General features: G+C 39.7%; 25 protein-coding genes and 1 pseudogene. 9 read left to right on the top strand and 17 right to left on the bottom strand.

All coding sequences use genetic code 11. From position 1 onward, the window contains the following. Position 1: 1 nt before the first annotated feature. Positions 2–280, bottom strand: a complete 279-nt coding sequence (locus HT720_RS07280; protein WP_000910909.1) for a DUF6110 family protein — start codon at positions 278–280, stop codon at positions 2–4. A 151-nt stretch (positions 281–431) separates the two neighbouring features. On the opposite strand from HT720_RS07280, the gene HT720_RS07275 reads away from it, so the two are divergent. Then, the gene (locus tag HT720_RS07275) at positions 432–1,280 is read left to right on the top strand and encodes a putative RNA methyltransferase (RefSeq protein ID WP_173275264.1); all 849 of its coding nucleotides are present in this window, start codon (positions 432–434) and stop codon (positions 1,278–1,280) included. Positions 1,281–1,385: 105 nt separating this feature from the next. Here HT720_RS07275 and HT720_RS10415 read toward each other — a convergent pair whose 3' ends face one another. Beyond that, complete coding sequence (locus HT720_RS10415) at positions 1,386–1,601, bottom strand: hypothetical protein (protein ID WP_078375516.1); 216 nt, start codon at positions 1,599–1,601, stop codon at positions 1,386–1,388. A 68-nt stretch (positions 1,602–1,669) separates the two neighbouring features. Between HT720_RS10415 and HT720_RS07270 the strand changes: the two genes are divergently transcribed. Both HT720_RS07270 and HT720_RS07265 read left to right on the top strand, forming a co-directional pair. Next, entirely contained in the window at positions 1,670–1,858 is a 189-nt protein-coding gene (locus HT720_RS07270; RefSeq protein WP_050116737.1) for a hypothetical protein, read from the top strand. Positions 1,859–1,958: 100 nt separating this feature from the next. Next, a pseudogene (locus HT720_RS07265) lies at positions 1,959–3,352 on the top strand (IS3 family transposase). 222 nt (positions 3,353–3,574) lie between these two features. On the opposite strand, the gene HT720_RS10270 reads toward HT720_RS07265, so the two are convergent. From HT720_RS10270 to malQ, 3 genes are all read right to left on the bottom strand, one after another. Beyond that, positions 3,575–3,781 carry a hypothetical protein gene (locus HT720_RS10270; RefSeq protein WP_078706315.1) on the bottom strand — a complete coding sequence of 69 codons (207 nt, stop codon included), beginning with the start codon at positions 3,779–3,781 and terminating at the stop codon, positions 3,575–3,577. A gap of 243 nt (positions 3,782–4,024) precedes the next feature. Then, entirely contained in the window at positions 4,025–6,283 is a 2,259-nt protein-coding gene (glgP, locus tag HT720_RS07260) for a glycogen/starch/alpha-glucan family phosphorylase (protein ID WP_173275261.1), read from the bottom strand. A gap of 25 nt (positions 6,284–6,308) precedes the next feature. Continuing rightward, entirely contained in the window at positions 6,309–7,826 is a 1,518-nt protein-coding gene (malQ, locus tag HT720_RS07255) for a 4-alpha-glucanotransferase (RefSeq protein ID WP_173275258.1), read from the bottom strand. Between the two features lie 658 nt (positions 7,827–8,484). On the opposite strand from malQ, the gene HT720_RS07250 reads away from it, so the two are divergent. The 5 genes from HT720_RS07250 to HT720_RS07230 all read left to right on the top strand — a co-directional run bounded on the left by HT720_RS07250 (position 8,485) and on the right by HT720_RS07230 (position 14,061). Next, positions 8,485–9,756, top strand: coding sequence for a maltodextrin ABC transporter substrate-binding protein (locus HT720_RS07250; RefSeq protein WP_173224770.1), 1,272 nt, complete (start codon positions 8,485–8,487; stop codon positions 9,754–9,756). A gap of 110 nt (positions 9,757–9,866) precedes the next feature. Next, positions 9,867–11,159 (top strand): sugar ABC transporter permease, encoded by a 1,293-nt coding sequence (locus HT720_RS07245; RefSeq protein ID WP_173275255.1) that lies wholly within the window; start codon positions 9,867–9,869, stop codon positions 11,157–11,159. 1 nt (position 11,160) lies between these two features. Next, entirely contained in the window at positions 11,161–12,003 is an 843-nt protein-coding gene (locus HT720_RS07240) for a sugar ABC transporter permease (protein ID WP_004236955.1), read from the top strand. A gap of 261 nt (positions 12,004–12,264) precedes the next feature. Beyond that, a complete protein-coding gene (locus HT720_RS07235) occupies positions 12,265–13,065 on the top strand; it encodes a DUF1189 domain-containing protein (protein ID WP_173234499.1) in 801 nt (266 codons plus the stop codon). Between the two features lie 9 nt (positions 13,066–13,074). Next, positions 13,075–14,061 (top strand): LacI family DNA-binding transcriptional regulator, encoded by a 987-nt coding sequence (locus tag HT720_RS07230; protein ID WP_173275252.1) that lies wholly within the window; start codon positions 13,075–13,077, stop codon positions 14,059–14,061. Between the two features lie 107 nt (positions 14,062–14,168). Here HT720_RS07230 and HT720_RS07225 read toward each other — a convergent pair whose 3' ends face one another. From HT720_RS07225 to rgg, 12 genes are all read right to left on the bottom strand, one after another. Continuing rightward, positions 14,169–15,110, bottom strand: a complete 942-nt coding sequence (locus tag HT720_RS07225; RefSeq protein WP_050261019.1) for a YitT family protein — start codon at positions 15,108–15,110, stop codon at positions 14,169–14,171. Continuing rightward, positions 15,088–16,851 carry an aspartate--tRNA ligase gene (gene aspS / locus HT720_RS07220; RefSeq protein WP_049539080.1) on the bottom strand — a complete coding sequence of 588 codons (1,764 nt, stop codon included), beginning with the start codon at positions 16,849–16,851 and terminating at the stop codon, positions 15,088–15,090. The genes HT720_RS07225 and aspS overlap by 23 nt, the downstream gene beginning before the upstream one ends. A gap of 134 nt (positions 16,852–16,985) precedes the next feature. Further along, on the bottom strand, positions 16,986–17,216 hold the full coding sequence (locus HT720_RS07215) for a hypothetical protein (protein ID WP_000832181.1): 231 nt from the start codon (positions 17,214–17,216) through the stop codon (positions 16,986–16,988). Positions 17,217–17,233: 17 nt separating this feature from the next. Beyond that, positions 17,234–17,875 carry a type II CAAX endopeptidase family protein gene (locus HT720_RS07210; RefSeq protein WP_173275250.1) on the bottom strand — a complete coding sequence of 214 codons (642 nt, stop codon included), beginning with the start codon at positions 17,873–17,875 and terminating at the stop codon, positions 17,234–17,236. A 9-nt stretch (positions 17,876–17,884) separates the two neighbouring features. Beyond that, positions 17,885–18,625 carry a DUF3169 family protein gene (locus HT720_RS07205; RefSeq protein ID WP_173275247.1) on the bottom strand — a complete coding sequence of 247 codons (741 nt, stop codon included), beginning with the start codon at positions 18,623–18,625 and terminating at the stop codon, positions 17,885–17,887. Positions 18,626–18,636: 11 nt separating this feature from the next. Continuing rightward, complete coding sequence (locus HT720_RS07200; protein WP_001046123.1) at positions 18,637–18,825, bottom strand: hypothetical protein; 189 nt, start codon at positions 18,823–18,825, stop codon at positions 18,637–18,639. Next, complete coding sequence (locus tag HT720_RS07195) at positions 18,812–19,000, bottom strand: hypothetical protein (RefSeq protein WP_049513531.1); 189 nt, start codon at positions 18,998–19,000, stop codon at positions 18,812–18,814. The genes HT720_RS07200 and HT720_RS07195 overlap by 14 nt, the downstream gene beginning before the upstream one ends. Further along, positions 19,000–19,206: a helix-turn-helix transcriptional regulator gene (locus HT720_RS07190; RefSeq protein ID WP_173275244.1), complete on the bottom strand. Its 207-nt coding sequence runs from the start codon at positions 19,204–19,206 to the stop codon at positions 19,000–19,002. The genes HT720_RS07195 and HT720_RS07190 overlap by 1 nt, the downstream gene beginning before the upstream one ends. Positions 19,207–19,215: 9 nt before the next feature. Further along, complete coding sequence (locus HT720_RS07185) at positions 19,216–19,530, bottom strand: hypothetical protein (RefSeq protein ID WP_173253475.1); 315 nt, start codon at positions 19,528–19,530, stop codon at positions 19,216–19,218. A 144-nt stretch (positions 19,531–19,674) separates the two neighbouring features. Then, positions 19,675–20,955: a histidine--tRNA ligase gene (gene hisS, locus HT720_RS07180; protein ID WP_173275242.1), complete on the bottom strand. Its 1,281-nt coding sequence runs from the start codon at positions 20,953–20,955 to the stop codon at positions 19,675–19,677. A 77-nt stretch (positions 20,956–21,032) separates the two neighbouring features. Further along, complete coding sequence (locus tag HT720_RS07175; protein ID WP_173275239.1) at positions 21,033–22,280, bottom strand: transporter; 1,248 nt, start codon at positions 22,278–22,280, stop codon at positions 21,033–21,035. Between the two features lie 305 nt (positions 22,281–22,585). Next, complete coding sequence (gene rgg, locus HT720_RS07170; RefSeq protein WP_173275236.1) at positions 22,586–23,437, bottom strand: quorum-sensing system transcriptional regulator Rgg; 852 nt, start codon at positions 23,435–23,437, stop codon at positions 22,586–22,588. 123 nt (positions 23,438–23,560) lie between these two features. On the opposite strand from rgg, the gene HT720_RS07165 reads away from it, so the two are divergent. Continuing rightward, positions 23,561–23,902, top strand: coding sequence for a metal-sulfur cluster assembly factor (locus tag HT720_RS07165; protein ID WP_001204052.1), 342 nt, complete (start codon positions 23,561–23,563; stop codon positions 23,900–23,902). Positions 23,903–23,988 lie beyond the last annotated feature (86 nt).

Raw genomic sequence — 23,988 nt, 5'->3', positions numbered from 1 at the left:
ATTATTCTCCTATAAGGCTATCTAATTGCTCTTCTTTTTTCTCTTGCTCGTACAAATATTTGGCATCTTGCAAGACATCGTCTCCATGTTGCTTCACAACAGAAACAGATGCATCTAGCTCGTCTTTCAACTTGTAAGCCTTAGCCAAAGCTTTAGAATAACCTTTTTTAGCTTCCTTACTTGCTAAGATTTTCAAACCAAGGGTACCGAATGCGACACCACCCAAAAAGAGTGATGATTTTTTCGCAACTTTTGCAACGGTTAATACTTCTTTTAACATACTTATTTCCTCCTTATCATTATTATATAGCAATTTAGATATAAAAGCAATTTTATTCCATAAATTAGAGAATTAGTTTTATTTCTACTGAATCTCCCATCTACTTATTCCTAAGGTTGCTTTCATTTGCCTCTTTTGATACACTTAAACTATGAATACAAATCTCAAACCCAAACTTCAACGTTTTGCTTCTGCCACTGCCTTTGCCTGTCCTATCTGTCAAGAAAATCTGACTCTTCTAGAGACTAGTCTCAAGTGCTGCAACCGTCATTCTTTTGACTTGGCGAAATTTGGCTATGTCAATCTAGCGCCTCAAATCAAGCAATCTGCTAACTACGACAAGGAAAACTTTCAAAACAGACAACAAATCCTAGAAGCTGGTTTTTACCAAGCTATTTTAGAGGCCATCTCTGATTTACTTTCAAACTCAAAAAATGCCAAAACAATTTTAGATATCGGCTGTGGCGAAGGTTTCTATTCTCGCAAACTCCAAGAAAGTCACCCTGACAAAACCTTTTATGCCTTTGACATCTCCAAAGATTCAGTCCAAATCGCTGCCAAGAGCGAACCCAACTGGGCAGTCAATTGGTTTGTGGGCGACTTGGCTCGTCTTCCTATAAAAGACGCTAGCATGGATATTCTGCTTGATGTCTTCTCGCCTGCCAACTATGGAGAATTTCGTCGCGTTCTATCCAAAGACGGTATCTTGATAAAAGTCATCCCAACTGAAAATCACCTCAAGGAAATTCGTCAAAAGATACAAGACCGGCTAACAAAGAAGGATTATTCCAACCAAGATATCAAAAATCATTTCCAAGAACATTTTACCATCCTATCTAGCCAAACTGCCTCTCTGACTAAGACTATCACAACAGAGCAGCTCCAAGCCCTACTCAGTATGACACCTCTACTCTTTCACGTTGACCAGAGCAAGATTGACTGGAGCCAACTGACAGAGATTACCATTGAGGCTGAGGTTCTGGTTGGGAAAGTACTATAATTGACACAAAAAACCGCATTTCAAGAAGATCTGCGGTTTTAAATTTCAATTTTTAAACTATCTATCCCAAAAGTCTAAAACATTTAAAGCTTTTAGCTTCTCCATTTATTTTCGATTCGAAATAATAAATTTATCAATAAATAGCAATTGATATAAGGCAAGTACAGATCCCCAGAAACTCCCTCGAAGCGAGATTTCTTGATGATTGAGAGGAAACAAATCATGGTTACCTATATAGAGGCAGATCAAAATAACAAATAAAATCCAAAATAAATCCGTCCATTTATATTTTGAAAAATATTTTTTAACATAATAGCACATTTTCTTGACTACAATAACATTATATGATAAAATGTAAGCGGATACAAATAAAAAGGAGGATTGATATTATGAACGAAAAAAAACATACATATTTTATTTGTGCAAGTATTATTATTTCATCTATAATTTTAGGACTCTTTATTTATAAAGGAATTTATGACGGATTTGACGTTTTGGGTCAATTTACAAACGATGGCCTCAGGGTAATTAGTACTAATATTAGTACTGTTGGTAATAATATTAGTAATAATAGGTAGTTAATAGTAATAGAATTCAAACAAAAAACGGTAATTTAGTGAATGAACTGCACCCCAAAAGTTAGACAGAAAAAAATCTAACTTTTGGGGTGTTTTTATCATGAAGTTAACTTATGATGATAAAGTTCAGATCTATGAACTTAGAAAACAAGGATATAGCTTAGAGAAGCTTTCGAATAAATTTGGGATAAATAATTCTAATATTAGATACATGATTAAATTGATTGATCGTTACGGAATAGAGTTCGTCAAAAAAGGAAAAAATCGTTACTATTCTCCTGATTTAAAACAAGAAATGATTCATAAAGTCTTACATGAAGGCTGGACTAAAGATAGAGTTTCTCTTGAATACGGTCTCCCAAGTCGTACGATACTTCTTAATTGACTAGCACAATACAAGAAAAACGGGTATACTATTGTTGAGAAAACAAGAGGGAGAGTACCTAAAATGGGACGTAAGCCAAAAAAGAGACCTGAAGAGAGAACAGAATTAGAACGTCTTCAAGCAGAAAATGAGTACCTGAGAGCGGAGAATGCCATCCTAAAAAAGTTAAGAGAACTCCGATTGAAGGAGGAAAAAGAGAAAGAAGAAAGACAGAAATTGTTCAAGAATTAATGACTGAGTTTTCGTTAGATATTCTTCTAAAAGTCATTAAACTAGCTCGTTCGACCTACTACTATCACTTGAAACAGCTAGATAAACCAGATAAGGACCGAGAGCTTAAAGCTGAAATTCAATTCATTTTTATCGAACACAAGGGAAATTATGGTTATCGTCGGGTTCATTTAGAACTAAGAAATCGTGGTTATCTGGTAAATCATAAAAGAGTTCAACGCTTGATGGAAGTACTCAATTTACAAGCTAAAATGCGACAGAAACGAAAATATTCTTCTCATAAAGGAGACGTTGGCAAGAAGGCAGAGAATCTCATTCAACGTCAATTTGAAGGCTCTAAAATAATGGAAAAGTGCTACACAGATGTGACAGAATTTGCCATTCCAGCAAGTACTCAAAAGCTTTACTTATCACCAGTTTTAGATGGCTTTAATAGCGAAATTATCGCCTATAATCTTTCAACTTCACCCAACTTAGAACAAGCAAAAGCAATGTTGGAACAGGCATTCACAGAGAAACGCTACGAGAATACCTTTCTCCATAGTGACCAAGGCTGGCAATACCAACACGATTCTTATCATCAGTTTCTTGAGGGTAAGGGAATTCAAGCATCCATGTCACGTAAGGGTAACAGCCCAGACAACGGTATGATGGAGTCCTTCTTTGGGATTTTGAAATCGGAAATGTTTTACGGTTATGAGAAGTCGTTTCAGTCGCTTAAGCAATTGGAACAAGCCATTGTAGACTATATTGATTACTACAACAATAAACGAATTAAGGTAAAACTAAAAGGACTCAGTCCTGTGCAATACAGAACTAAATCCTTAATCTTATGCGTTTTGTTATGCAAAAATCACTGGAGTTTCTATACACATTAAGGGGAAATAGTTGAAATCAGTTCTCTTAATAACCATTGAATACCATATAGTACATTTATCCCAAATATGATATAGGCCGTATAAATCAAGTATTTCGATTTCTCCCGCCTCAAAGAATAGATCTTGTACAAGATAAACAAATTTAAAATAATAAATAATAGAGACAAAATCTTCCCTCCAAAATAAATTCTAAAAGTACACAGTTAAGCATAGCCCTAATCTTTATTTTCGATTCGAGATAACAAACTTATCAATAAATAGCAAGTGATATAAGGCAAGTGTAATTCCCAATAAGCACCCATGATAAGAGATTTCTTGATGGGTAAGGGGGAAAAGAGTATTATTACCCGTCAAGAGGCATGTCAAAATAACAAATAGTATCCAAAATAAATCAGTCCATTTATATTTTGAAAAATATTTTTTCCACATAAGAACACCTTCTTTCCTATAATCATATTATAATACTTTATATAAGCGAATACAAGAAATTTGAGGTGATTTTTAAGTAGATTTTGAAGCTGAAAGACCGTAAAAACCAGCATTTAAAGCCTTCACTGTATCTATAATTTCCCTATTTTTAGACAAGATTGACCCAAATCCACAGCATTTAAAAAAGCGAATTTCAATCGAAACTCGCTTTTTTACAAAATGTATTAAGTATAGATTTGTATCTTAGTTCAAGTGCCAGATATCTTCGTTATACTGAGCAATTGTACGGTCAGATGAGAAGAATCCTGCTTTAGAAATGTTAACGATAACTTTATCCAACCATGCGTCACGGTCTTCGTAGTCAGCCAACATTTGCTCTTTCACTTTGATATAGTCTTCCAAGTCAAGAAGAGTCATGAACCAGTCTTTGTTGATCAATTCATTGCAAAGACGTTCCAAGCGCTCTTTGTTTCCAGCTGCAAGAACTGCATCGCTAACGATGAAGTCAACCAATGGTTTGATAGCTTTACGAGCGTAGAATTCGCTTGATTTGTAAGCTGCTTTTGCGTAAAGGTCGATAACAGTTTCTGAATCTTCACCAAAGATGTAGATGTTTTCGTCGCCAACCAACTCAGCGATTTCCACGTTAGCACCGTCCATAGTACCAAGAGTCAAAGCTCCGTTCAACATGAATTTCATGTTACCAGTACCTGAAGCTTCTTTAGAAGCAAGTGAGATTTGTTCTGAAATATCACATGCTGGGATAAGGAAGCTTGCTGCAGTAACGTTGTAGTTTTCAACCATAACTACTTGCAAGTGTGGAGCTACTGCTGGATCGTTAGCAATCACTTCTGACATGCAAAGGATCAAGTGGATGATGTCTTGAGCGATTGTGTAGGCTGGAGCTGCTTTACCACCAAAGAAGATTGTGATTGGGCGAGCAGGGATGTTACCAGCTTTAATGTCAAGGTATTTGTGGATCACGTACAAGGCGTTCATTTGTTGGCGTTTGTACTCGTGAAGACGTTTGATTTGGATATCAAAGATAGAGTTTGGATTGATTTCCACACCTTGGTGTTCTTTCAAGTGACGAGCCAATTTACGTTTATTGTGAGCCTTGATGCTTTCCAATTTTTCTTTGACAGCTGCTTTATCTTCATAAGACAAGAGTTTTTCAAGCTCATCTGCTTCATGGTGCCAACCTTCTCCAAGAATCTCATCCAAGTAGTGAGACAAGCTTGGGTTAGCATGCATGAGCCAACGACGGAAAGTGATACCGTTTGTTTTGTTGTTGAATTTTTCTGGGTAAAGGTCGTAGAAAGCTTTCAACTCAGAATTTTTCAAGATTTCAGTGTGAAGTGCCGCAACCCCGTTAACGCTGTATCCGTAGTGGATATCCATGTGAGCCATGTGAACACGTTCGCTCTCATCGATAATTTGAACAGCTGGATCTTTGTATTCTGCTTTCACGCGACGGTCCAATTCTTCAATGATTGGTACCAAGTGAGGAACCACTTCTTGCAAGAATTCAAGAGGCCATTTTTCAAGCGCTTCAGCAAGGATTGTGTGGTTAGTGTAGGCAGTCATGCTACGAACGATTGAGATTGCTTCGTCAAGTTCGATACCACGTGCAGTCAAAAGACGGATCAATTCAGGGATAACCATTGATGGGTGAGTATCGTTAATTTGTACAACAGCGTAGTCAGCAAGGTCATGCAAGTTGCTTCCTTTTTCGATTGCTTCGTCGATGATCAATTGCGCACCGTTTGAAACCATGAAGTATTGTTGGAAGATACGGAGCAATTCACCTTGACGGTCACTATCATCTGGGTAAAGGAAGAGAGTCAAGTTGCGAGCGATATCTGTCTTGTCAAAGCTAATACCGTCTTTAATAATAGAAGAATCAACTGAATCCAAGTCAAACAAACGCAAGCGGTTCTTCGTTTCTGTCTTGTAACCAGGAACATCAATATCATAAAGAGTTGATGTCAAAGTAAAGTCTGCAAATGGTACTTGGTAGCTACGGCTTGAGCGAACCAACCAGTTTTGCTCTGTCAACCATGCATTTGGAATTGTTTCTTGTTGGTTGTTTTTAAGAACTTGTTGGAAAAGACCAAAGTGGTAGTTAAGACCAACACCGTCACCATTCAAACCAAGAGTAGCAATTGAGTCGATAAAGCAGGCAGCCAAACGTCCCAAACCACCATTACCAAGAGATGGTTCCAATTCAACTTCTTCAACTTCGATCAAGTCTTTACCTGCAGCAGCAAGTTCTTTTTTAACATCGTCATAAAGACCAAGGTTGATCAAGTTGTTTGACAAGAGTTTACCAATCAAGAACTCAGCTGAGATATAGTAAACTTTCTTTTTACCAGTGTTGACTGGTTTTTGGCTGCTTGCAAGCTTGCTGTAGTTAAGAAGAGCAAGGTAAAGCTCTTCATTGCTACATTCTGCAATGGTTTTATTGTAACGATTTTGTACAAATTCTTGTAGTGATAACATGTTTAGTTGTCTCCTGATTATTGTCTTATTTCTTTAATTCTACCAAATTTTCATTGATTCGGCGATAAATTGTTGTCAAGTCAAGCAAACCTTCCTCGACAGCTGGTGTCAATTGATCTTCAGTCATACGCCAAGACCAGTTTCCACCAAGGGTAGATGGGAAGTTCATACGAGCTGTCTCATCCAATTCAAGCAAATCTTGCATAGTTGCAATTGCCATGAAGCTAACTGATGAAAAGACTGTACGAAGCATAGCATGTGGCACTGTTTCATATTCTTTACGGTTAGTGTAGCGCGCCATGTACTCACGAGTCGCATCATCAATCTCGTTACGGTACCAACCAAGGACCGTATTGTTATCGTGTGTTCCTGTATACATAACTGAGTTAGCAGGTGCCAAGTGTGGGCTATCAATGCTTTCATCTTCTGGGTTGAAGGCAAATTGAAGAATCTTCATTCCTGGGAAGCCAGTACGTTCACGCAACTCGATCACTTCATCAGTCATGAAGCCAAGGTCTTCAGCGATGATGTTTAGCTCACCAAGTTCTTCCTTAACGGCTGCAAAGAGCTTGTAGCCAGGACCTTTCACCCACTCACCAGGTGCTGCTGTATCGGAACCAGCAGGGATTTCCCAGTAAGATTCGAAACCACGGAAGTGGTCGATACGAACGATATCGTAGATTTTGAAGCTTTCACGCAAGCGTTCAATCCACCATTTGTAGCCGTCTTTGTCCATTGCTTCCCAGTCATAGATTGGGTTACCCCAAAGCTGACCAGTTGCAGAAAACTCATCTGGTGGGCATCCTGCGATGCAAGTTGCCTTACCGTTGACATCTGTTTTGAAGAGATGTGGATTTGCCCACATATCGCTTGAATCTTCCGCTACGTAGATTGGCATGTCCCCAACGATTTCGATGTGGTTGTCGTTAGCGTAAGTTTTCAATTTCAACCATTGTTGGAAGAAGAAGTACTGAGTCACACGGTGGTAAACCAATTTGTCTGCCAATTGCTCACGGTAGCTTTCAAGTGCTGAAGCTTTACGAGCACGAGCATCTGCATCTGGCCATTCAGTCCAAGCGAGATTGTCAAAATGCTCTTTGATAGCCATATACTCAGCAAAGAGCTCAAGCCATGATTGGTTGTCTTGAGCAAATTTCTCAAAATCTTTAACATCTCCGACTTCAAAGAAACGTTTCACCGCTTTTTCTAAAAGGGGACGACGTGCATAGTAGATTTTAGCATAGTCAACTTCAGACGCATCGCTACCAAAGTCAACTCCTTCAAGGTCACTTGCTTCCAACAAACCTTGCTCCACCAAGATATCTAAATCGATAAAATGAGTGTTTCCTGCGAAGGCTGAGAAAGATTGGTAAGGAGAATCCCCGTAACTAGTTGTTCCTAATGGAAGGATTTGCCAGTAACGTTGTTTTGTGCGGACCAAGAAATCAACGAAGTCATAAGCACTTTGACCAAATGATCCGATTCCGTAAGCTCCTGGGAGAGAAGAGATGTGCATCAACACACCACTTTGACGTTTTTTCATAATAGCACCTCATGTGTTAAAATAATGGAACGTTGCGTATTTTAACAGACGCAAACGTTTGCGTTACTTATAATTATACTCCTTTTCAAACATAATTGCAAGCGTTTTTAAAAAACTTTTTTGATTATTTTTAAGGAGACTAACTCATTTTAGCAAAGATAACTTATACTCAATGAAAATCAAAGAGCAAACTAGGAAACTAGCCGCAGGCTGTACTTGAGTACGGCAAGGCGACGTTGACGCGGTTTGAATTTGATTTTCGAAGAGTATTAAAACTATCTAATCCTAAAGTTTGAGCCTCACGGGACAGTCTACAAACTGCAAATCCTCTCCAGAAAACTTGAATTTAGATGTAGGAGGACACAAAGGTCCATAGAAAATAGATAGGAATTAGAAACAGGGAGGTAGACCCTCCTGATTTCCCTATTTATATAGATTCCATATATTTTTTATTAAAAATACTGTATTCTTATCTATTTCACACTTTTCTTCTATTAAAAAGCAAAATCATGCTATCAAATCAAGCTTAAAAATTTTTTAAAATTTTTAACAAAAACACTTGCAACCGTTTTCTATTTGTGCTATACTAAGCTCATAAAGGAAAACGTTTGCGTTTTTCTTGTCAATAAAACTTGTTATTCTTTAGGAGGAATACACTATGTCATCTAAATTCACGAAGAGCGCTGCTGTGCTTGGAACTGTTACACTTGCTAGCTTGCTTTTGGTAGCTTGCGGAAGCAAAACTGCTGATAAGCCTGCTGATTCTGGTTCATCTGAAGCCAAAGAACTCACTGTATATGTAGACGAAGGATATAAGAGCTATATTGAAGAGATTGCTAAAGCTTATGAAAAAGAAGCTGGCGTAAAAATTACTCTTAAAACTGGTGATGCTCTAGGAGGTCTTGATAAACTTTCACTTGACAACCAATCTGGTAATGTCCCTGATATTATGATGGCTCCATACGACCGTGTAGGTAGCCTTGGTTCTGACGGACAACTTTCAGAAGTGAAATTGAGCGATGGTGCTAAAACAGACGACACAACTAAATCTCTTGTAACCGCTGCTAATGGTAAAGTTTACGGTGCTCCTGCCGTTATCGAGTCACTTGTTATGTACTACAACAAAGACTTGGTAAAAGATGCTCCAAAAACATTTGCTGACTTGGAAAACCTTGCTAAAGATAGCAAATATGCCTTCGCTGGAGAAGATGGCAAAACTACTGCCTTCCTAGCTGACTGGACAAACTTCTACTATGCATACGGACTTCTTGCTGGTAACGGCGGATACGTATTCGGTCAAAATGGTAAAGATCCTAAAGACATCGGTCTTGCAAACGACGGTTCTATCGCAGGTATCAACTACGCTAAATCTTGGTATGAAAAATGGCCTAAAGGTATGCAAGATACAGAAGGTGCTGGAAACTTGATCCAAACTCATTTCCAAGAAGGTAAAACAGCTGCTATCATCGACGGACCTTGGAAAGCTCAAGCTTTCAAAGATGCTAAAGTAAACTACGGAGTTGCAACTATTCCAACTCTTCCAAATGGAAAAGAATATGCTGCATTCGGTGGTGGTAAAGCCTGGGTCATCCCTCAAGCCGTTAAGAACCTTGAAGCCGCACAAAAATTTGTAGACTTCCTTGTTTCAACTGAACAACAAAAAGCCTTATACGATAAGACTAATGAAATCCCAGCGAATACTGAAGCTCGTTCATACGCTGAAGGTAAAAACGATGAGTTGACAACAGCTGTTATCAAACAGTTCAAGAGCACTCAGCCACTGCCAAACATCTCTCAAATGTCTGCAGTTTGGGATCCAGCGAAAAACATGCTCTTTGATGCTGTAAGTGGTCAAAAAGATGCGAAAACATCTGCTAACGATGCTGTAACATTGATTAAAGAAACAATCAAACAAAAATTTGGTGAATAACAAATTTGTTCAAGGGGGGTGGAAATCAAATCCCCCTTTGAATTTATCAATAGAAACACAAATAATTTAGCTTTCTTATAAAAAAGCAGTATCCTATGAAAGGAGTTATTATGGAAAAGCAACAACCTAGTAAAGCAGCCCTGCTGTCTATCATTCCTGGGTTAGGACAGATTTACAATAAACAAAAAGCCAAAGGTTTTATCTTCCTTGGTGTAACCATCGTATTTGTCCTTTACTTCCTAGCACTTGCAGCCCCTGAATTGAGCAACCTCATCACTCTTGGTGACAAGCCAGGTCGTGACAATTCCCTCTTTATGCTGATTCGTGGTGCCTTCCATTTAATCTTTGTAGTCGTTTATGTACTCTTTTATTTCTCAAATATTAAAGATGCACATACGATTGCAAAACGCATTAACAATGGAATTCCAGTTCCACGTACCCTCAAAGAAATGATCAAAGGAATCTATGAAAATGGCTTCCCTTACCTCTTGATCATTCCATCTTATGTTGCCATGACTTTTGCGATTATCTTCCCAGTTATCGTAACCTTGATGATCGCCTTTACTAACTATGACTTCCAACACTTACCACCAAACAAATTGTTGGACTGGGTTGGTTTGACCAACTTTACAAACATTTGGAGCTTGAGTACCTTCCGTTCTGCCTTTGGTTCTGTTCTTTCTTGGACTATCATCTGGGCTTTATCTGCCTCAACTTTGCAGATCGTGATTGGTATCTTCACAGCTATCATTGCTAACCAACCATTTATCAAAGGAAAACGTATCTTCGGTGTTATTTTCCTTCTTCCTTGGGCTGTCCCAGCCTTCATCACTATCTTGACATTCTCAAATATGTTTAATGATAGTGTCGGTGCTATCAACACTCAAGTCTTGCCGATCTTTGCTAAATTCCTTCCATTCCTTGATGGGGCTCTTATCCCTTGGAAAACAGACCCTACTTGGACAAAGGTTGCCTTGATTATGATGCAAGGTTGGCTTGGATTCCCATACATCTACGTTTTGACTTTAGGTATCTTACAATCTATTCCTAACGACCTTTACGAAGCAGCTTATATTGACGGTGCCAATGCTTGGCAAAAATTCCGCAACATCACTTTCCCAATGATCTTGGCTGTTGCAGCACCTACTTTGATTAGCCAATACACCTTCAACTTTAACAACTTCTCTATCATGTACCTCTTCAATGGTGGAGGACCTGGTAGTGTCGGTGGAGGAGCTGGTTCAACAGATATCTTGATCTCATGGATCTACCGTTTGACAACAGGTACATCTCCTCAATACTCAATGGCGGCAGCTGTTACCTTGATTATCTCTATCATTGTCATCTCAATCTCTATGATCGCATTCAAGAAACTACACGCATTTGATATGGAGGACGTCTAAGATGAATAACTCAATTAAACTCAAACGTAGACTGACTCAAACCCTTACTTACCTTTACCTGATTGGTCTATCAATTGTCATTATCTATCCACTTTTGATTACCATCATGTCAGCCTTTAAAGCAGGTAACGTCTCAGCCTTTAAACTAGATACTAACATCGACCTCAATTTTGATAACTTTAAAGGCCTCTTCACTGAAACCTTGTACGGTACTTGGTACCTCAACACTTTGATTATCGCCTTGATTACCATGGCTGTTCAAACAAGTATTATCGTACTTGCTGGTTATGCTTACAGCCGTTACAACTTCTTGGCTCGTAAACAAAGTTTGGTCTTCTTCTTGATTATCCAAATGGTGCCAACCATGGCCGCTTTGACAGCCTTCTTCGTTATGGCGCTTATGTTGAACGCCCTTAACCACAGCTGGTTCCTCATCTTCCTCTACGTTGGTGGTGGTATCCCGATGAATGCTTGGCTCATGAAAGGCTACTTCGATACAGTACCAATGTCTTTAGACGAATCTGCAAAACTAGACGGTGCAGGACACTTCCGCCGCTTCTGGCAAATTGTTCTTCCACTTGTTCGCCCAATGGTTGCCGTACAAGCTCTCTGGGCCTTCATGGGACCTTTCGGGGACTACATCCTCTCTAGTTTCTTGCTTCGTGAGAAAGAATACTTTACTGTTGCCGTAGGTCTCCAAACCTTCGTTAGCAATGTGAAAAACATGAAGATTGCCTACTTCTCAGCAGGTGCTATCCTCATCGCCCTTCCAATCTGTATTCTCTTCTTCTTCCTACAAAAGAACTTTGTTTCAGGACTTACAAGTGGTGGCGACAAGGGATAATATATCCCCGCCACCCTTTTTCATTTTATACTCTTCGGAAATCTCTTCAAACCACGTCAGCTTCCATCTGCAACCTCAAAACACTGTTTTGAGCAACCTGTGGCTAGCTTCCTAGTTTGCTCTTTGATTTTCATTGAGTATTAACGATTGTTACTGTAAGTAATGTCCTTACAACAAGCAATTTTTCTCCTAGACTTGAAATAAAGCACATTTCTCTATATAATAATACTCATATAGAAAACACCTTTTAGAAAGATACCTATGCTTCCATATCCATTTTCCTATTTTTCAAGTATTTGGGGATTTCGTAAGCCCCTGTCCAAACGTTTCGGACTCAACTGGTTTCAACTTCTCTTTACCAGTATCTTCCTTATCAGCTTGTCTATGGTACCCATTGCCATCCAAAACAGCTCACAGGAGACTTATCCGCTAGAAACTTTTATCGATAATGTCTATGAACCTCTGACAGATGAGGTTATCCAGGATCTCTCTGAACATGCTAGAATTGTTGATGGCACATTAACTTATACAGGAACAGCTAATCAAGCGCCTTCTGTTGTGATTGGTCCAAGCCCAAGTAAGGAGTTCCCGAAGGACTTGCAACTGCATTTCGATACAAATGAGCTGATCATCAGCAAGGAAAGTAAGGAACTGACCCGAATCTCTTACCGAGCGATTCAGACTGAGAGTTTCAAAAGTAAGGACAGCTTGACCCAAGCAATTTCTAAAGACTGGTACCAGCAGAATCGTGTCTATATCAGTCTCTTCCTAGTTCTCGGTGCGAGCTTCCTCTTTGGTTTGAATTTCTTTATCGTCTCTTTAGGAGCGAGTCTTCTCCTTTATATCACTAAGAAATCACGCCTCTTTTCATTTAGGACCTTTAAAGAGTGCTACCATTTTATCTTGAACTGTTTAGGATTGCCAACTCTGATTACGCTTATTTTGGGATTGTTTGGCCAAAATATGTCAACCCTTATCACTGTACAAAACATTCTTTTTGTTCTATATCTGGTCACTATTTTTTATAAAACACATTTCCGTGATCCAGATTACCATAAATAGGAGATTTTTATGCCCGTTACGATTAAAGATGTGGCCAAGGCTGCTGGTGTTTCACCTTCAACCGTAACCCGTGTTATTCAAAATAAATCAACCATTAGCGACGAAACGAAAAAACGCGTTCGCAAGGCTATGAAGGAGCTCAATTACCACCCCAACCTCAATGCTCGTAGCTTGGTAAGCAGTTATACCCAAGTTATTGGCTTGGTGCTTCCTGACGACTCAGATGCCTTCTATCAAAATCCTTTCTTCCCATCTGTTCTCCGTGGCATTGCCCAAGTCGCTTCTGAAAATCACTACGCCATTCAGATTGCGACAGGTAAAGATGCCAAAGAGCGTCTTAAAGCTATTTCTCAGATGGTCTATGGTAAGCGTGTAGATGGTTTGATTTTCCTCTATGCCCAAGAAGAGGACCCTTTGGTTAAGTTAGTAGCAGACGAGCAATTTCCTTTCCTTATCTTAGGTAAATCTCTATCTCCCTTCATTCCACTTGTCGATAATGACAATGTCCAAGCTGGTTTTGATGCGACTGAATATTTCATCAAAAAAGGCTGCAAACGAATTGCCTTTATTGGAGGGACTAAGAGACTCTTCGTAACACAAGACCGTCTGACAGGTTACGAGCTAGCTCTAAAACAATACCAACTTCCTCTCGATACTAATCTGACTTACTTTGCTACTGAATTTCTTGAAGATAATGGTTATCGCTTTAGTAGACTTCTCTTCAAACACGATCCAAATATTGACGCTATTATTACCATTGATAGTCTCCTTGCTGCAGGGGTCTGTGATTACATCGCAAAACACCAACTGGATGTCCCTGTCCTCAGCTTCGACTCAGTCAATCCCAAGCTCAACTTGGCAGCCTATGTCGATATTAATAGCCTAGAACTTGGTCGAACATCATTTGAAACGATTCTCTGCATCATCAATGATTCTAAAGAAAATAGACAAATCTGCTACCGTCAGTTAATCGCCCACAAAATTATTGAAAAATAAGAGACTGGGCAAAAAGTCGTTAAAAGCAAAAAACGCATACTATCAGGTGTTTAAAAACTTGATAGTATGCGTTTTATTGTGGGAAAACTCATTTTAAGTACTAGTCACTAGTTATCTATCTCAACAAATCGTCCCAGAATATGAACATTCTCCGATACAGAGACAAAGGCGCCTGGATCCACTTGTGTCATAATCTGTTTAAATTCATTAAACTCTGCACGTGTAATAACAGTGATTAAAACTGCCTTTCTCTCGTGATTATAGGTTCCTTCTGCATCGTGGATCATGGTTGCGCCGCGGTGCAATTTTTTATGTATTTTTTCAATTACCTTATCTGGATGATTGGTCACAATCATGGCCTGCATACGCTTTTGCTTAGTAAAGACCGCATCTGTCACACGGCTAGAGACAAAGATGGTAATCATAGAGTAGAGAGCGTATTTCCAACCAAAGGTCAAACCTGCTATCAGCATGATAGTCCCATTTACTAAGAAAGAAATACTACCGACATTCTTACCTGTTTTCTTGCGAATAGTCAAACTGACAATATCCGTCCCACCACTAGAGATATTGTTGCGAAGAGCAAAACCAATCCCCAAGCCCATGACAACGCCCCCAAAAAGGGCATTGATAATGGGATCCTCCGTCAAGGTTGCCACAGGGACAAACTGGATAAAGAAGGAACTCATGGATACCGTGATAAAGGTAAAGACGGTGAACTTATGGCCAATCTGATACCAAGCCAAGACCATCAAAGGGAAGTTAATAGCGTAAAAGGTTAGCGAAATCGGAATATGAAAACCAAACCAGTGATTACTCAAGGCAGAGATAATCTGTGCCAGACCTGTCGCACCACTCGAATACACATGCCCTGGTTGGAAAAAGAAATTGACTGCCACTGCTGATAAAAAACCATAGACCAGAGAAGCTGAAATCTTCTCATCATATTTTTCCCGAGAGATGCTTTGTAAGACACGTAAAATTTTTATCTGATAAGCAAAGCGGCGCAGATAATAGCGCCACCGCTTAATTCGTTTTGCTTGTTTCATCTTCTTCTACTTGTAAGCTGAGTTCCTCTAGTTGTTTGAGAGCGACTGTTGAAGGAGCTTGTGTCATTGGGTCACTTGCCTTGTTGTTCTTAGGAAAGGCAATGACTTCACGGATATTTTCTTCTCCTGCTAAGAGCATGACAAAACGATCAAGCCCTATAGCCAAACCACCGTGTGGTGGGAAACCATAGTCCATGGCTTCAAGAAGGAAACCAAACTGGTCATTTGCTTCTTCAGCTGAGAAACCAAGAGCCTTGAACATGCGTTCTTGAAGGTCTTTTTGGTTGATACGAAGACTACCACCACCAAGCTCATAACCGTTCAAGACAATATCGTAAGCAATGGCACGAACCTTAGCCAAATCACCTTCTAATTCGTGAGCAGTCTCTTCCTGTGGAAGTGTGAATGGATGGTGGGCGCTCATGTAGCGGCCTTCTTCTTCAGACCATTCAAACATTGGCCAGTCAACCACCCAAAGGAAGTTGAATTTATCGTTATCAATCAAGCCAAGCTCTTTGGCAATACGTCCACGAAGGGCACCGAGCGTTGCATTGGCTACCTCCAGCGTATCTGCCACAAAGAGAACCAAGTCCTTATCTTCAAGAGCAAGCGCTGTTGTCAATTCTGCTTGGATGCTAGTCAAGAACTTGGCAACTGGTCCGTTTAATTCTCCATCAACAACCTTAACCCAAGCAAGACCTTTGGCACCGTACTGCTTGGCTACTTCAGTCATCTTGTCGATGTCTTTACGTGAATAGTTGTCCGCAGCGCCTTTGACTACAATTGCTTTTACAGCAGGTGCTTCTGAAAAGACTTTAAAGTCTACACCTTTGACCACTTCTGTCAAGTCCTGAAGCAACATGTCAAAACGGGTATCTGGCTTGTCAGAACCGTAAAGAGCCATAGCATCATCATATTTCATACGAGGGAATGGAAGCGTTACTTCGATGCCTTTGGTTTCTTTCATCACACGCGCAATCAAGCCTTCTGTAATATCTTGGATTTCTTGCTCAGTAAGGAAAGATGTTTCCAAGTCGACCTGAGTAAATTCAGGCTGACGGTCACCACGCAAGTCCTCATCACGGAAACATTTAACGATTTGATAGTAACGGTCAAAACCAGCATTCATCAAGAGCTGTTTCGTGATTTGTGGACTTTGAGGAAGAGCATAAAAATGCCCTTTATTAACACGAGATGGCACCAAGTAGTCACGCGCCCCTTCAGGAGTTGACTTAGAAAGGAATGGTGTCTCCACGTCGATAAACTCCAACTCATCCAAGTAGTTGCGGATAGAGTGGGTCACCTTAGCACGAAGTTTGAGATTTTCCAACATCTCTGGACGACGAAGGTCAAGGTAACGGTAACGTAAACGTGTATCGTCATTAGCCTCAATGCCATCCTTAATCTCAAATGGGGTTGTCTTAGCTGTATTAAGCACTGTCAGAGCTGTCACGTTTAACTCAACTGCACCAGTTGGCAACTTATCATTGGCTTGCTCACGCGCAGCGACCTGTCCAGTCACCTCGATAACAAATTCGCTACGAAGGCTTTCAGCTGTTGCCATAACCTCTGCAGATACTTTTTCAGGGTTGATAACCAACTGCATGATTCCTTCACGGTCACGAAGGTCGATAAAGATCAAACCACCGAGGTCACGACGACGGCCAACCCATCCTTTCAAGGTTATTTCTTGTCCGATGTGTTCCTCACGAACACGACCAGCATACATACTACGTTTCATGTTTTCTCTCCTCTTTTATTCTGTTACTATTTTACCATAAAAGCGCAGGCTCTTCATGAAAATCAGCAGAAAAGTTTGCCAGTCTTTAAAAATTAACGCCCATACAAAAATCCGATGAAGTTCATCGGACTCTTTTATTTTGAATTGTTGCCTGCTTTACGCTTTTCAGCAATTTCGGCTGCCTTTCGAGGCAAGACAATTTCCGTTATGTAAGCTGTCCCAAAACGCAAGACACCTGCAATAGGGGCAAAAACAACTGCTAGATAGTTATAGAAGAAATCGCCTTTGAAGGCATAAGCTAGCGCCCCAATGATGAAAAATAGAACGACTGCCTGAATCACTGCTAATAAAATTACTCGTTTCATGTGACCTCCTGACTCTATTATAGCATGAGAATCATCAAAAAGCTGACTAAATTATTCAAAGCATGTAGAGAAATACTGTAGACCAGACCTTTTCTGCTAATATAGGCCAATCCCAAACTAAAACCAAGGCTAAAATAGACAAAAAATTGTTGCACATCACCTGGGAAATGAATCAAGGTAAACAGAACACTGGATACCAGAAGAAAAATCAGAGTTTGTTTACTATTGTCCTGCTTAGGAAAAAGGTAGCGTGCTAACATCCCTCTAAAGATAAGTTCTTCCGTCAAAGGAGCAAAAATAACGACCGCAAAGAAGGAGAAGAGTGGTTGAGACAAGGTCAAGTCTATCGCTATTTGCTGATTTACTGAAGGATCATTTGGCAAGAAAAACTGGACAACCAGAGATAAGAACCAAACCAAGGCAGGAAGCCAAATAAATCGGTTGAAGCCACTCTTCTCAATACGAACAGGAGCTTTCTGATACCATTTGTAAATACCGTACACATAAACTCCAGCCAAGGCCACATAGAGCAAGGTCACAGCATAGGGTGAAGCGCCTAAGGCAAGCGACGTAGTCGCGAGCACCTGAATGAAGCCATAGATGAATAAAAAGGATAGAATGGCTAGAAGAAACCAGCCAAGGTTTTTAAGTAGTTTCATAAAGTTCTCCTATTTGAAATAGCGTTTTACCATAGGTATATACATTATATTGATATAAATATGGACTACAGCTACAGCTAAAAGACCTAATAACTGAATTTCTCCCGTAAGTACAGAAACAATATCAATCAAAATATACAAACCTGGTAAAACATATTGGTTTAATTGAAATAAAATCCGAAAACTCTGTTCCAAATTAGCTTGTCGTTCTCCTTCATCGTAAGAATTTACATAATCTAACATATCTTTTGGAATAGAGAAAAATGCCAAATCAAACTGACGAACAATCGAAATCGTCTTGAAAAGATATTTTTGAACACTGAAAATCAGCACTAATGCCAAAAAAGAAAGAGATAAGGTTATATGGCTTCCATTTAGTACAACCGCTTCACTACCTGAGATGAAAAGAGCCAATAAAATCGCTACACTTGCAATATTAAAAGCAATGGTTCCAAACTCGAGATTCCGATACATTTGCACATAATAGGTTTCATTCAGATCATCATCCATTTCCTCTTGGTATAAGGAATGAAATTTTCTGCTTTTCTTTAAGAAATTGAATGTCAAAAGAATGCTAATGAAACCTAACACTAAACAAATAGCTGATATCCAGGGTATCAAGATTTTTACATCTAACATAATTCCGTGGGATTCGGCAACAGCCTTAAACATCCCTACAAAAATGCCCAAGAAAAATCCCAAGACAACAACCATTAAAAACAACAATCCACGTTTCTTTTTCTTTTCCATATTCATTCTCCTTATTTACTTGCTAGATTTTTGGATTTCTTTTCAATCCAGTCAACGACTGGGATAAGAGCAAAGTAGGCCCAGATAAATTGGTCGCTGTAATAGAGATCAAACCATCCTAGATTTGTTCCAATTAGTAGACACAGGCTGACTAATAGAGCTATGGCAACTACATAATAAATCACTTTATACTTGTTCATCATTTTTCTCCTTCTTCTTCAACCAGTTGAAAATGGACAAGAGGACTAAGTTAACCCAAAACAAATACTTACTTTCAACAAAATAGAACCACCCCAGTAATGTTCCAATCATAGCGAAAGCATTCACAATGAGGGCAAGAACACTCATGTAATAAATCACTTTATACTTGTTCATCACTCGTCCTCCTCCAAGCGAAATACCGATTCGACTGTTTCGTTGAAAATTTGAGATATTTTCAAGGCAATCACAACGGACGGGGTGTATTCGTCCCGTTCTAATAGGCTGATAGTCTGTCTGGAAACCCCTGCTAGCTTGGCTAGTTCGGTTTGATTGAGGCCATCGCGAGCCCGCAGCTCTTTTAGACGATTTTTTAGTTGCATGTCACACACCTACTCTCCGTCAAATTCAACTGTTTGGATATCCTCAATACGTTGCAACTTGATTTTTTCTTTTCCCGTCTTATCTACGTATCGTAGCTTGACCCATTCCTCATCAACATCCACAACTTCCCAAAAATTTGTTCCAAATAGTTCTCCAATGATTGTTGGTTTCTTTCCAATCATTTCTTGCAATAATCTCGACATTTCTGCGTTTCCTTTCTCTTTTCTTTCGATTACCTTTAACCTCTTCTCTAACCGCTTGATTTTCTTAGATTGACTCATATAAATCAAGACGAGAAAAGGAAACAAAATCCATACCCACATGTGGCTCCCTCCTATTTCTTAACTTGCTTACATTGTAACACATCTTTTTCTTTTTGACAATCATATTTGTCAAAAAGTTTATGATTTTTGTCATTTTGCAAAAGAAAAAGGTCAGGAGTGGGTTCCTGACCAGTTTATCTATCATTAAAATCCTAGTTTTTCAAAGATTTCTGAGAAGTTTTGGATGATTGTCTCAAGTGACACTTGCACTTCTTCTCGGGTTTGGTTGTTCTTGACCGTTACTTGTCCGCTTTCGACTTCGCTCTCTCCTAGGGTGATGAGGGTCTTAGCTGCAAAGACATCGGCTGACTTGAACTGAGCTTTGAGTTTACGGTTGAGGTAATCACGCTCTGCTTTGAAACCTTGTTGGCGAAGAGCCTGTACCAATTCCAAGGCCTTGACATTTGCTCCTTCGCCCAAAACCGCGATATAGACATCTAGGGCGTTTTCGATAGGGAGGGCCACACCTTGCTTTTCAAGAATGAGAAGCAGACGCTCTACACCAAGTCCAAATCCAAATCCAGCAGTTTCAGGGCCTCCAAAATAAGAAACCAAACCATCGTAACGACCACCCGCACAGACTGTCAGGTCATTGCCCTCAATCTCAGTAATAAACTCGAAAATGGTGTGGTTATAGTAGTCCAGACCACGCACCATATTGGTATCGATGATATAGTCTACTCCAAGATTTTCCAACATCTGACGCACAGCATCAAAGTGAGCTTGGCTTTCTTCATCGAGGAAATCCAAGATAGACGGTGCATTCTCTACAGCCACCTTGTCTTCTTTTTCCTTAGAGTCCAAGACACGGAGAGGATTTTCCTTCAAACGACGTTGGCTATCCTTAGACAAGGTTTCCTTGAGCGGTGTCAAATAGTCAATCAAGGCTTGACGGTATGCCGCACGGCTCTCAGGATTTCCAAGAGTGTTGAGGTGCAATTTGACACCTTGGATGCCGATTTCTTTCAAGAAATGGGCTGCCATAGCGATGGTTTCTACATCGGTAGCTGGATTGCTAGAGCCAAAGCACTCAACACCAATCTGGTGGAACTGGCGCAAACGTCCTGCCTGTGGACGCTCATAACGGAACATAGGTCCCATGTAGTAGAACTTACTTGGCTTTTGCACTTCTGGCGCGAAGAGTTTATTTTCCACATAGGAACGGACAACGGGCGCAGTTCCTTCTGGACGTAGGGTGATATGACGGTCACCCTTGTCATAGAAGTCATACATTTCCTTGGTTACGATATCGGTCGTATCTCCGACAGAGCGACTGATAACCTCGTAATGCTCAAAAATAGGCGTGCGCACTTCTGCATAGTTATAGCGCTTGAAAATCTCACGGGCAAAGCCCTCAACGTACTGCCACTTGGCAGATTCAGCAGGTAAAATATCCTGCGTTCCTTTTGGTTTTTGTAATTTCATAGGGAATCCTCTTTAAACTTAATAGTCTTATTTTACCATAAATAGAGGGATTAAAACAGTGAGAAAAAAATTAGGATTCAAATATCATTTTTGAGATTAAAAATTGTCAAAAAAATAGCTAGCAAGGAAAAACCAACAAATAGCATCCAAGTCAACTGTATATTCCATACGGCTACTAGTGAAAAACAGGCTGTTCCCACAGGTATGGATAAGGTAAACAAGAGACCTAAAAAATTACTGGTACGAGCCAGAACCTCTGGGGCTAGATTTTTCATGAGCATGGCACTAATCTTTGGTTGAACTTTACCAGACACATACAGAGTTAAAAAGAGAAATAGTAAACCAAGTACGACTTGATTGAATAAGTTAGCTAGACCAACTAGACTGAGTCCTACGGTCACCCACATCATCAATCTAGGCAAGGACTGCTTCCCAAAATAATCATTGCCCGTAAGGCTACTGATGATGATTGCTAACAAAGCACAGAATTGACTGATAAATAATGCCTCTGTGTAAGAAAAGGCCAAAAGAGAATGGCTCAAAAAGAAGATGTTATAGATGCTTCCTAAAGCGCCACCCAAGGCATTGATAAGCAAGACAGCAAAGAGCATAAAACCAAAGTTTTTCTGTCCACTTTTAAGAAAAACGAGACGTAAATTTCGGTAAATTGTTAGGAACTGGTCTTTGATAGAAAGCTTCTCATTTTTTAGGTTTTCACCATCAGCAGATGACATTGACAGGCTCAATTTGCTTTTTCCTAAAAAGAGAACAGAGGCTGATACTAGGAAAAAACAGGCATTGATTCCCGCAACGAGGGAAAAATTGTTGACCGATAGCCCTAAGAGCCAGACTCCGAAAGCTTGACCACCAATAGCTGAAATATAGGTGATGAATTGGGAAAAAGAGTAAGCCTCCATCAAATCATTTTCAGCTACTTTTTCCTTAATGAGAGGCATGCGCAAACCACCTGCAAAATCACTGATGACATCACTAATGACATTGATCAAACACAGGCTAGAAAAGGCAAATAAACTAGCTTGCTGGACAACTAAAGCTGCTAGAAAAAATAAAACCGCCTGAAACAAACCGCTATAGATCATCCATTTGACCTTGTCCCTCGTGTAATCTGCCCGAATCCCTACAAAAACTGTAAAGAGAGTCGGAAGAAGCATGACAATATTCGCCATAGCAACCGCAAAAGAGGCTTGTGGCAAGGTCGATGCATAGACGATAAAAACTAGATTGAAAATCGAAGCACCAAAAGCATTGAAGAAGCGTGACAAAGTCAAGAGACGATAAGCTTGATTTCTGAACAATAGTTTCATAGATAATCTCCCTTCTTGTTCAAATACTCAATGAAAATCAAAGAGCAAACTAGGAAGCTAGCCGAAGGCTGTACTTGAGTACGGCAAGGTGAAGCTGACGTGGTTTGAAGAGATTTTCGAAGAGTATAAGTTTTATGTGAAGTATGACTATAGTATAGCACTTAGAAATTTTAGAGGAAAAACTTTTGAATATATGCAACAAATAAAATGATCAAAAAGAAACGATAGAATTTCTCCAGTGACACGAGAGAGCCCAAAAGTTCTATCGCTTCAAATTTCAAATTATTTTCTTAGTTTGCAAATATTCAACAATCGGTCGTTTTTCTATAGTATTCAGCAGATTTATTACAACCAAGCATCTCAAAAATACGGACAGCATCCTCCATCTTTTTCTGGCCTTCCTTGACTCTACCTTGCTTGCTATCAAGAAGACCTTCCGCCCACAAATAGACAATTCGGAAATAGGTTTCATTTTCATTGTAAAAATGCTCTTCGATAACACGTTTAAAATAAGAGGCATTGGTAAATTCTTCACACTCAATGCTGGCTAAAAAACCATTCAATAGTATAGTGTGAAACAGGTTTCGATTGCCAGACACTTCCATTAGAAAATCAGATTTACGTACCATTTCTCTAACATACCTAGTGAAAAGAGAAACAGATAGAAATGGTGAACTGACTGAAAATAAATTGAGTTCATAGATTCCCCAGATCTCGGTAGAAAACAAATAATCATGAAGGACTTTCCCCTCCTCTGCCGTTAACTCTACCCTTTCGTCCATGCTCTTCATATAAGACTTGATAATAATGGCATTTAAAATATGTTTCTGTTTGTTTTGAGAATGGGCATGCTTTTGATACTCCTTGCGATACAAGTCCTCAAGCGGAGCTATATTCTTTGGATCCAAGACATCTATGATTTCTTTTCTCAACTCAGAATCTGTATCATACTGAAACCCTCTCGCCAGAAAGAGGATTTCCTCTACACTGGCAGATATATTTTCTAGGGCAAATAGAAACTTTTCCACCGAAAGCTCACTCTGACCAGTTTCAAAGCGAGATAACATAGACGGCGAAAATTGTCCCCCAGTTGCTTGTCTCAGCGAGATATTTCTTGACTCTCGTAATTGTCTAAAGACTTTTCCAATCTGCTCCATAGGCTTCCCCTTGATTCCGTATTTTCTTCATTTTATCATATTTTTCAGAAAATTCATCAAAAGCTTGCCAAATTGTCAGAATTATGAGAAAATAGAGGATATTTATCACGTGGAGGGACTGTAATGAGAGACGATATCAAAATCAATGACCGTGCTTTGGCCTTACAAGACCAAATTATCGAAAAACTAGAGAAGGTTTTTGATACAGATGTGGAATTGGATGTTTACAATCTAGGGTTGATTTATGAAATCAATCTGGATGAAACGGGTCTCTGCAAGATTGTCATGACCTTCACTGACACCGCCTGCGATTGTGCCGAAAGCCTGCCTATCGAAATCGTGGCAGGTCTGAAACAAATCGAGGGTATCGAAGATGTCAAGGTTGAAGTTACCTGGTCGCCTGCCTGGAAAATCACACGAATCAGTCGCTACGGCCGCATTGCCCTTGGACTGCCACCTCGTTAATACTCTTCAAAAATCTCTTCAAACCACGTCAGCTTAGCCTTATCGTATAGATGTTACTGACTTCGTCAGTTCTATCTGCAACCTCA

It is taken from the genome of Streptococcus sp. 68 (assembly GCF_013277415.1).
In the GTDB taxonomy this organism is placed as follows: Bacteria; Bacillota; Bacilli; order Lactobacillales; family Streptococcaceae; genus Streptococcus.
The sequence above is the reverse complement of the archived record's forward strand: the minus strand, read 5'-3'. Positions and strand labels throughout refer to the sequence as shown.

What these genes read in the sequence shown, in the direction of transcription:
- HT720_RS07190 (WP_173275244.1), bottom strand. Translation starts at nt 19,206, where the DNA reads ATGCAACTAAAAAATCGTCTAAAAGAGCTGCGGGCTCGCGATGGCCTC.
- HT720_RS07210 (WP_173275250.1), bottom strand. Translation starts at nt 17,875, where the DNA reads ATGAAACTACTTAAAAACCTTGGCTGGTTTCTTCTAGCCATTCTATCC.
- HT720_RS10270 (WP_078706315.1), bottom strand. Translation starts at nt 3,781, where the DNA reads ATGTGGAAAAAATATTTTTCAAAATATAAATGGACTGATTTATTTTGG.
- HT720_RS07280 (WP_000910909.1), bottom strand. Translation starts at nt 280, where the DNA reads ATGTTAAAAGAAGTATTAACCGTTGCAAAAGTTGCGAAAAAATCATCA.
- HT720_RS07270 (WP_050116737.1), top strand. Translation starts at nt 1,670, where the DNA reads ATGAACGAAAAAAAACATACATATTTTATTTGTGCAAGTATTATTATT.
- HT720_RS07275 (WP_173275264.1), top strand. Translation starts at nt 432, where the DNA reads ATGAATACAAATCTCAAACCCAAACTTCAACGTTTTGCTTCTGCCACT.
- HT720_RS10415 (WP_078375516.1), bottom strand. Translation starts at nt 1,601, where the DNA reads ATGTGCTATTATGTTAAAAAATATTTTTCAAAATATAAATGGACGGAT.
- HT720_RS07205 (WP_173275247.1), bottom strand. Translation starts at nt 18,625, where the DNA reads ATGGAAAAGAAAAAGAAACGTGGATTGTTGTTTTTAATGGTTGTTGTC.
- HT720_RS07230 (WP_173275252.1), top strand. Translation starts at nt 13,075, where the DNA reads ATGCCCGTTACGATTAAAGATGTGGCCAAGGCTGCTGGTGTTTCACCT.
- HT720_RS07165 (WP_001204052.1), top strand. Translation starts at nt 23,561, where the DNA reads ATGAGAGACGATATCAAAATCAATGACCGTGCTTTGGCCTTACAAGAC.
- HT720_RS07225 (WP_050261019.1), bottom strand. Translation starts at nt 15,110, where the DNA reads ATGAAACAAGCAAAACGAATTAAGCGGTGGCGCTATTATCTGCGCCGC.
- HT720_RS07240 (WP_004236955.1), top strand. Translation starts at nt 11,161, where the DNA reads ATGAATAACTCAATTAAACTCAAACGTAGACTGACTCAAACCCTTACT.
- HT720_RS07185 (WP_173253475.1), bottom strand. Translation starts at nt 19,530, where the DNA reads ATGTGGGTATGGATTTTGTTTCCTTTTCTCGTCTTGATTTATATGAGT.
- HT720_RS07175 (WP_173275239.1), bottom strand. Translation starts at nt 22,280, where the DNA reads ATGAAACTATTGTTCAGAAATCAAGCTTATCGTCTCTTGACTTTGTCA.
- HT720_RS07245 (WP_173275255.1), top strand. Translation starts at nt 9,867, where the DNA reads ATGGAAAAGCAACAACCTAGTAAAGCAGCCCTGCTGTCTATCATTCCT.
- rgg (WP_173275236.1), bottom strand. Translation starts at nt 23,437, where the DNA reads ATGGAGCAGATTGGAAAAGTCTTTAGACAATTACGAGAGTCAAGAAAT.
- HT720_RS07200 (WP_001046123.1), bottom strand. Translation starts at nt 18,825, where the DNA reads ATGAACAAGTATAAAGTGATTTATTATGTAGTTGCCATAGCTCTATTA.
- HT720_RS07235 (WP_173234499.1), top strand. Translation starts at nt 12,265, where the DNA reads ATGCTTCCATATCCATTTTCCTATTTTTCAAGTATTTGGGGATTTCGT.
- glgP (WP_173275261.1), bottom strand. Translation starts at nt 6,283, where the DNA reads ATGTTATCACTACAAGAATTTGTACAAAATCGTTACAATAAAACCATT.
- hisS (WP_173275242.1), bottom strand. Translation starts at nt 20,955, where the DNA reads ATGAAATTACAAAAACCAAAAGGAACGCAGGATATTTTACCTGCTGAA.
- aspS (WP_049539080.1), bottom strand. Translation starts at nt 16,851, where the DNA reads ATGAAACGTAGTATGTATGCTGGTCGTGTTCGTGAGGAACACATCGGA.
- HT720_RS07195 (WP_049513531.1), bottom strand. Translation starts at nt 19,000, where the DNA reads ATGAACAAGTATAAAGTGATTTATTACATGAGTGTTCTTGCCCTCATT.
- HT720_RS07250 (WP_173224770.1), top strand. Translation starts at nt 8,485, where the DNA reads ATGTCATCTAAATTCACGAAGAGCGCTGCTGTGCTTGGAACTGTTACA.
- malQ (WP_173275258.1), bottom strand. Translation starts at nt 7,826, where the DNA reads ATGAAAAAACGTCAAAGTGGTGTGTTGATGCACATCTCTTCTCTCCCA.
- HT720_RS07215 (WP_000832181.1), bottom strand. Translation starts at nt 17,216, where the DNA reads ATGAAACGAGTAATTTTATTAGCAGTGATTCAGGCAGTCGTTCTATTT.